The sequence below is a fragment of the Aquibacillus koreensis genome, from assembly GCF_025154055.1.
Taxonomy (GTDB): Bacteria; Bacillota; Bacilli; order Bacillales; family Amphibacillaceae; genus Aquibacillus_C; species Aquibacillus_C koreensis.
Window position 1 is genome coordinate 1 of record NZ_JAOALK010000004.1, and the last position, 6,089, is coordinate 6,089.

Consider the following 6,089-nt stretch of genomic DNA (forward strand, 5'->3'; position numbering starts at 1 on the left):
ACAGCGCGAGCCGAAGATCCACTCAGGAGCGCACTTTGCTACTGAGTTAGCTGAGGCCGTGCCCGCGGAAAGCGAAGTATTCTGCCGAAGCGGTGTACTAGCACTCATAAAAAAAATAGTTACTGCGCATTTTACATTAAATGTGCCCAAAATTCTTTTAGTAAAAAAAAGACTGACTCAGGCAAGGCTATTTAAAACCTTTCATGGTCAGTCCTACGGAAACCGGTATGTTACTTTGTTTTGTTTAAAAACAGCAGGCAGAACAAGCAGTCTTCATGCTGCCTTGGACTTCCAAAGTGCACATTGCAAATATGAAATCCTTCTTCGTATAATCTTGCTAGATTATCATACCCTTCACCTACAGAGTTATCTCGTTCTCCAGCATCCTCTGCGAGTTGCTCTTCACCGTCTTGACTTGATTCTAAACGATTGCGGAGATGGTGATTCTCCATTGCCATTCGATGGTTTTCCTCTAGAAGTTCACTAAGCTGATTTTTTAAATCACCGAGTTGTTGATAAAGTTGACCTATTTGCTCTTCCATATAGGACACTTGCTCAAAAACGTCTTTTTTATTCACGCTACTTCCACCCCATTATTCCATGGCTTGCGTATTGATAACTCCCTCTTCCATTAACTCATCTAATGTGTATTCAATTACTCTCTCTTTATCAGGAATTTCAATTTGAATAATGCGCTCTAAGATATTTAATCCAACTACTTTACCTTTCCCAAACGGGGTCGTTACTTTTTCCCCTAAATCTGGAAGTTCTTTCTTTGCTGTTTCATAGTCATCATTTTCATATTTCAAGCAACACATTAAACGACCACAAAGCCCTGAGATTTTTGCCGGATTTAACGATAAGTTTTGATCTTTTGCCATTTTAATGGAAACCGGTTCAAAATCACCTAAAAAAGTAGAACAACATAACATACGTCCACAAGGACCAATCCCACCTAATAATTTTGCCTCATCACGAACACCGATTTGCCTTAATTCTATTCTTGTCTTGAAAATAGAAGCTAAATCTTTTACTAAGTCCCTAAAATCAACTCGTCCGTCAGATGTAAAATAAAAGATCACTTTGTTTCGATCAAACGTGTATTCTACATCAACTAGATTCATATCTAGGTTATGTTGTGTTATTTTTTCTTGGCATATGTTGTAGGCTTCTTGTGAGTTCTCTTGGTTCTCTGCAACCGTTAGCTTGTCCTTATCGTTTGCTGTACGAATCACTTTCTTCAAAGGAAGGACAACATCTTCTTCATCCACCTTTTTATTTGAAATGACTACTTTGCCAAATTCAACGCCTCTTACTGTTTCGACAATTACGTAATCATCTTTATCTATTTTAAATTGATCAGGATCAAAATAATATATTTTCCCCGCTTTTTTAAAGCGGACACCAATCACTTCTATCATATCTTTCACCTCTGTATTTGAAGTGTTAATTGCTCCATTACTAAAGCTGGATGAACATTTTGATCTATTTTTCTCTTGGCTTCCATGATTTTATATAAATGACCTATTGCATGTTGTCTAGACCAATGCATGGAAAACTGTTCTAGCTTGTCCATATGATTGACGTATATAATTGCATCTTCATTTTCTATATGCTTATAGATCATATCTTTAAACCATAGAATAAGTAGGTCTAATCCTTGATGCAACTGGTCACGCTCTTTAAAATGTGGCATCCAATGATTATGAATAAATAGCATCGATTCCTCTGGCTTTGCTTGGAGCACTTCTACTAATTGTACCACTAACTTTCTAGCATTAGCAAACCACTCATCCTCACTTAACTTCATTGCTGCATAAATATTATTTGTCAAAGCTGCCATTAATTTTGCGTTAGCGCCAGATAATCCCTTTTCTTGTAGTTTTTCCTGTACAAGAGATGGATTGAATGGTTGCAAAGACATAATCTGACACCGAGATCGAATGGTTTGTAGGATCGATTGACTATTCTCTGTTAGGAGCATAGCTGTTGCCATCTTACTAGGTTCCTCTAAGAATTTTAATAAGCGATTGGATGCATTGTTTGTCATCTTATCCGCATCCACAATTATATATACCTTTTGATTAGATTCCAATCCCGTATAAGTAAACTCTTTTTGCAGATGCAAAATTTGATCTTTCTTAATTGATTTTCCATCTGGAATAATTTTATGGACATCGGGGTGATTACCAGTTTCAATCCGTTGACAATCTTTACACTTGTTACAAGGTTCACCCAACTCCTTGTTCTTACAGAAAATGCTTTTCGCTAACAATAATGCAATGGCTAGCTTTCCTGTACCCTTTGAGCCATGAAATAAATACGCGTGTGACACACGATCTTTACTTATACTATTTGTTAGCATTTTACTAACTAATGGTTGAGTCATTGCCATGTCTGACCATGTATTCATAAATTCCATCCTTTGTTTCCAATGAATAAAAGAGAGAGATCACCACATCAGAATCTCCCCCAAATTATTACAGATATTTACCTACATAAATCTTTTAGGAATATAAATTAATCAATAAACCCTTTACTTCACCTATCATACCTAACAAACTGATAGATTTTTTCTCTTGGTCGATCACTAATTCTGTTATTTCCATTAGCTTTTCATCTACTTGCTCCACGATGGTTAATTTTCTATTATTGCTTTCTAAATTCCAACTATGTGATTGTTTTAATTCCATCCCATATTGGACAGCCTCTTGTATAAAGTCTTTTACCATACGTTTATATTTAACTAAATCTTTAAAAGATCGAAATCGCTCTAGTTTCTCACCTTGTGCTGTTAATTGTTCGATAGCTTTATTTAATTCTGCTTCTTTCAATTTATGCGACTGCGATGAAACAAGCGTACCAAAACTTTTTGAACTAGCAGGTTGTTGAAGAGGATTTTTTTTAGTTGGATCTAGTTGTGAACGTAACTCTTGGCTAATTTTCATGCCTATATCCCCTTTTAATCATTAATTGAGGTGCTAAAACTGAAAGAAAGAATCAACAGGTAGGACAAAAACGGTTGCTCCACCTACTTCAACGTTAATTGGTCTAGGAATATACGAATCTGCATTACCTCCCATTGGAGAGATCGGCGCTACCATTTGCTCACGTTGACTGCAATTATCTTTAATAATTTTTAGTGCATCATCTACATATTCATCGTTACAACCAATCATTAATGTAGTATTGCCTTCCTTTAAAAACCCACCCGTAGTCGAAAGTTTTGTTGTTTTAAATTCCTTTTTACCTAGTGCATCAACTAATCGGTTACTATCTTTGTCTTGAACCACTGCTAATACTAACTTCATTTTTTTCGCCTCCTTTTTCCGTTTTACTATAGATATATTCACAAACGCTTATGTTGTTGTCACAATAGCCTAAAGACTACTGAATAATGTTATGCTTTTTCATCCATAAAGCTTATAACCTTATTATAGGCACTTGCAGCTACAACTTCCATTTGTGGAGAAGCATCAATTCGATAAATACGATCAGGGAACCTATTCAGTAACTGTTTGTAAGCTTCGTGTACTTTATTATGAAAATCAATTTGTTCTAAATCTAATCGGTTCTGCTCTCTATCTTTATTCGCTGCTATTCTCTTTAATCCTTCTTCTGGTTCTATATCAAAAAATAATGTCATATCTGGCATACAACCTTCAATTGCAAACTCATTAATCTGAAAGACTTCCTCAACACCTAATCCCCTAGCATACCCTTGATAAGCTAAACTACTATCTATAAACCGATCACACAAAACAATTTTTCCTTCATTGAGTGCAGGGATTACCTTCTCTACTAAATGCTGACGCCTAGCAGCAGCATATAATAAAGCTTCTGTTCTACCATCCATTGCTGTATGATCAGGATCTAAAATGATCTGTCTAATTTTCTCTGCAATCTCTATACCACCAGGTTCACGAGTAATAATTACATTATACCCTTCCTGTATTAATCTAGTTGAGATTGTTTGAAGGATTGATGTTTTTCCCGCACCTTCTCCACCTTCAAACGTAATAAAATATCCGGCCACAGCTAACTCTCCTTCTGTATGAAAACATGGAGACCATCTTTCACTAATTTATTTTGAAAATTCGTCCCCTGTTGTAATAACTTTTTTATCGTTTGCACATGATTTTCTGTTACCTGTTCACCTTTTGCGATTATCGGAATCCCTGGTGGATAAGGAATGATAGCTTCTGCAGCAATGTGCTGATTTACATCATCCCATGTTACAAACGTAGTAGATTTCTTTTTCATTTCATTATACGTGAACTTAATACTCGTGATTTTCCATGGAAAATAATCTACCTTACCTTCTATTGTAGCATGCTTCGTCATTATTTTTAATTGTTCATTTATGTTTTGTATCCCAACCTGTATTTCTTCCCATCGATTGATTGGACTTAGTCCTAGTACAAATAAAATTTGATTATGTGTCGCTAACTCAGGATATAATCTTTCCCGTTCAAATAATTTTGCAATATCATACCCATTCCAGCCATTATTTAGTTGAATCGTTACCTTTAAAGGATCATCCACACCACTTTGATAATCTAGCACTTTCCAAAATGAACTATTACCCAAAACATCCCTAAATCTATCTATGCTGATCAGTAATTCATCCATCTGACTAGATGTAATCGTAGCTAAATAAAACCTTGCTAAGTCTAAGCTTGCCATCAATGGATAGGAAGGACTACTAGTTTGAAGTATTTGCAGGTAGTGTTCCACACGTTCTCTTTTCACCCTGTTTGAATTAATATGCAGGTATGAAGCCATTGTCATAGCAGGTGCCATTTTATGCGCTGAATGAACTACAATATCCGCTCCCAAATCTATCGAAGATTTAGGGAATATATGCCCAATGGAGAAGTGGACACCATGAGCTTCATCTACTAAAACAGGAATGTCATGTTGATGAGCAAAATTAATTACATTGCTTATATCTGATGTATTACCAAAGTAATCGGGGTAAGTAAGGATAACCGCTTTGGCATCAGGATGTAATGTAATTGCTTCTGTTAATAGTTCTTCCGAAGGAGCACCGTACCTGTCCACAATAAAGTTATGATCTGGAGCCACAAATATAGGCCTTGCTCCACTTAACTCGATTCCATTTAAAATGGATTTATGGCAATTCCGTTGAACAATAACTTTTTCTCCAGATGAGCATGTAGCTAAGATCATTGCTAAGTTTCCTACTGTGCTGCCGCCAACTAAAAAATATGTTTGTAATACGCCAAACCAACTAGCCGCAAGTTTCTGTGCATCTGCAATGACACCACCTGGAGCATGTAAGTCATCAAGACCGGTTAACTCTGTTACATCTATAGATAATATATCTTGAAAGACTTTTTTCCCATTTATGGGGAATGCTTGTCCATTTTTATGACCTGGTACATGAAATGATACTGGTTTTCTTGTTGAAAAGTCGATTAGCTTATCAAATAAGGGCGTTAATAACTGTGGATTTTTCATTTATTTCATCCTTTTTTAAAAAGAATTTTTCCAATACCCTTTATTATATCAATAATACTAAAAATACCCTTACCGTAAGATACGACAAGGGCATTTTTATAAAAGTCTATGAATATAGTTTTGGTTGATTAATATGTTTTAACTTATCTAAGTAAAACTTATACTGTTCTTCGGAAGGTTCCGTATGCACCATTTTTTGTTCACATTCACAACAAATAAATAAATTATATAAATGAATTCCTTTTGGTTTTTCTAGATCGCAAACCCCGCATACTTCCTTATGTTCACTAAGATTCATTTTCTCCACCTCCGTTAGCTTAGTTTCTCCTAATCTAACGATCTTATACATCAAACTAAAAAATTAGTTATATGTTATTCTATGAGAAATGTCCCCTCATATTGTTTGTACAGATGTAATTTGGGTTGTACTTTTTCAGATGCAAAATTTTCAGCACTTTATAGACCAATCACAGAAAAACCCTTAAGAAATTAAATTTCTTAAGGGTTTTGTTTTGCCTAGCGACGTCCTACTCTCACAGGGGCAATGCCCCAACTACCATCGGCGCTGAAGAGCTTAACTGCTGTGTTCGGCATGGGAACAGGTG

8 protein-coding genes and 1 rRNA gene are annotated in these 6,089 nt (G+C 35.7%); all 9 read right to left on the bottom strand.

All coding sequences use genetic code 11. From position 1 onward, the window contains the following. Positions 1 to 230: 230 nt before the first annotated feature. The gene (yabA, locus tag NYQ66_RS00615) at positions 231 to 578 is read right to left on the bottom strand and encodes a DNA replication initiation control protein YabA (protein ID WP_259865745.1); all 348 of its coding nucleotides are present in this window, start codon (positions 576 to 578) and stop codon (positions 231 to 233) included. Positions 579 to 593: 15 nt separating this feature from the next. Further along, on the bottom strand, positions 594 to 1,421 hold the full coding sequence (locus NYQ66_RS00620; protein ID WP_259865747.1) for a PSP1 domain-containing protein: 828 nt from the start codon (positions 1,419 to 1,421) through the stop codon (positions 594 to 596). Positions 1,422 to 1,426: 5 nt separating this feature from the next. After that, on the bottom strand, positions 1,427 to 2,413 hold the full coding sequence (gene holB / locus NYQ66_RS00625) for a DNA polymerase III subunit delta' (RefSeq protein WP_259865749.1): 987 nt from the start codon (positions 2,411 to 2,413) through the stop codon (positions 1,427 to 1,429). Between the two features lie 94 nt (positions 2,414 to 2,507). After that, positions 2,508 to 2,948 (bottom strand): YaaR family protein, encoded by a 441-nt coding sequence (locus NYQ66_RS00630; protein WP_259865751.1) that lies wholly within the window; start codon positions 2,946 to 2,948, stop codon positions 2,508 to 2,510. 33 nt (positions 2,949 to 2,981) lie between these two features. Further along, positions 2,982 to 3,311 carry a cyclic-di-AMP receptor gene (locus NYQ66_RS00635; protein ID WP_259865754.1) on the bottom strand — a complete coding sequence of 110 codons (330 nt, stop codon included), beginning with the start codon at positions 3,309 to 3,311 and terminating at the stop codon, positions 2,982 to 2,984. Between the two features lie 89 nt (positions 3,312 to 3,400). Continuing rightward, complete coding sequence (tmk, locus tag NYQ66_RS00640) at positions 3,401 to 4,036, bottom strand: dTMP kinase (protein WP_259865756.1); 636 nt, start codon at positions 4,034 to 4,036, stop codon at positions 3,401 to 3,403. Positions 4,037 to 4,038: 2 nt separating this feature from the next. Then, positions 4,039 to 5,484 (bottom strand): aminotransferase class I/II-fold pyridoxal phosphate-dependent enzyme, encoded by a 1,446-nt coding sequence (locus tag NYQ66_RS00645; protein WP_259865758.1) that lies wholly within the window; start codon positions 5,482 to 5,484, stop codon positions 4,039 to 4,041. Between the two features lie 106 nt (positions 5,485 to 5,590). Then, positions 5,591 to 5,782 (bottom strand): sigma factor G inhibitor Gin, encoded by a 192-nt coding sequence (locus NYQ66_RS00650; RefSeq protein ID WP_259865760.1) that lies wholly within the window; start codon positions 5,780 to 5,782, stop codon positions 5,591 to 5,593. A gap of 216 nt (positions 5,783 to 5,998) precedes the next feature. Then, a 5S ribosomal RNA gene (gene rrf / locus NYQ66_RS00655) occupies positions 5,999 to 6,089 on the bottom strand; the annotation flags it as partial.

Excerpts from the sequence above, each read along its gene's own strand:
- NYQ66_RS00645 (WP_259865758.1), bottom strand. The coding sequence starts at position 5,484 with ATGAAAAATCCACAGTTATTAACGCCCTTATTTGATAAGCTAATCGAC.
- NYQ66_RS00650 (WP_259865760.1), bottom strand. The coding sequence starts at position 5,782 with ATGAATCTTAGTGAACATAAGGAAGTATGCGGGGTTTGCGATCTAGAA.
- NYQ66_RS00635 (WP_259865754.1), bottom strand. The coding sequence starts at position 3,311 with ATGAAGTTAGTATTAGCAGTGGTTCAAGACAAAGATAGTAACCGATTA.
- holB (WP_259865749.1), bottom strand. The coding sequence starts at position 2,413 with ATGAATACATGGTCAGACATGGCAATGACTCAACCATTAGTTAGTAAA.
- NYQ66_RS00620 (WP_259865747.1), bottom strand. The coding sequence starts at position 1,421 with ATGATAGAAGTGATTGGTGTCCGCTTTAAAAAAGCGGGGAAAATATAT.
- NYQ66_RS00630 (WP_259865751.1), bottom strand. The coding sequence starts at position 2,948 with ATGAAAATTAGCCAAGAGTTACGTTCACAACTAGATCCAACTAAAAAA.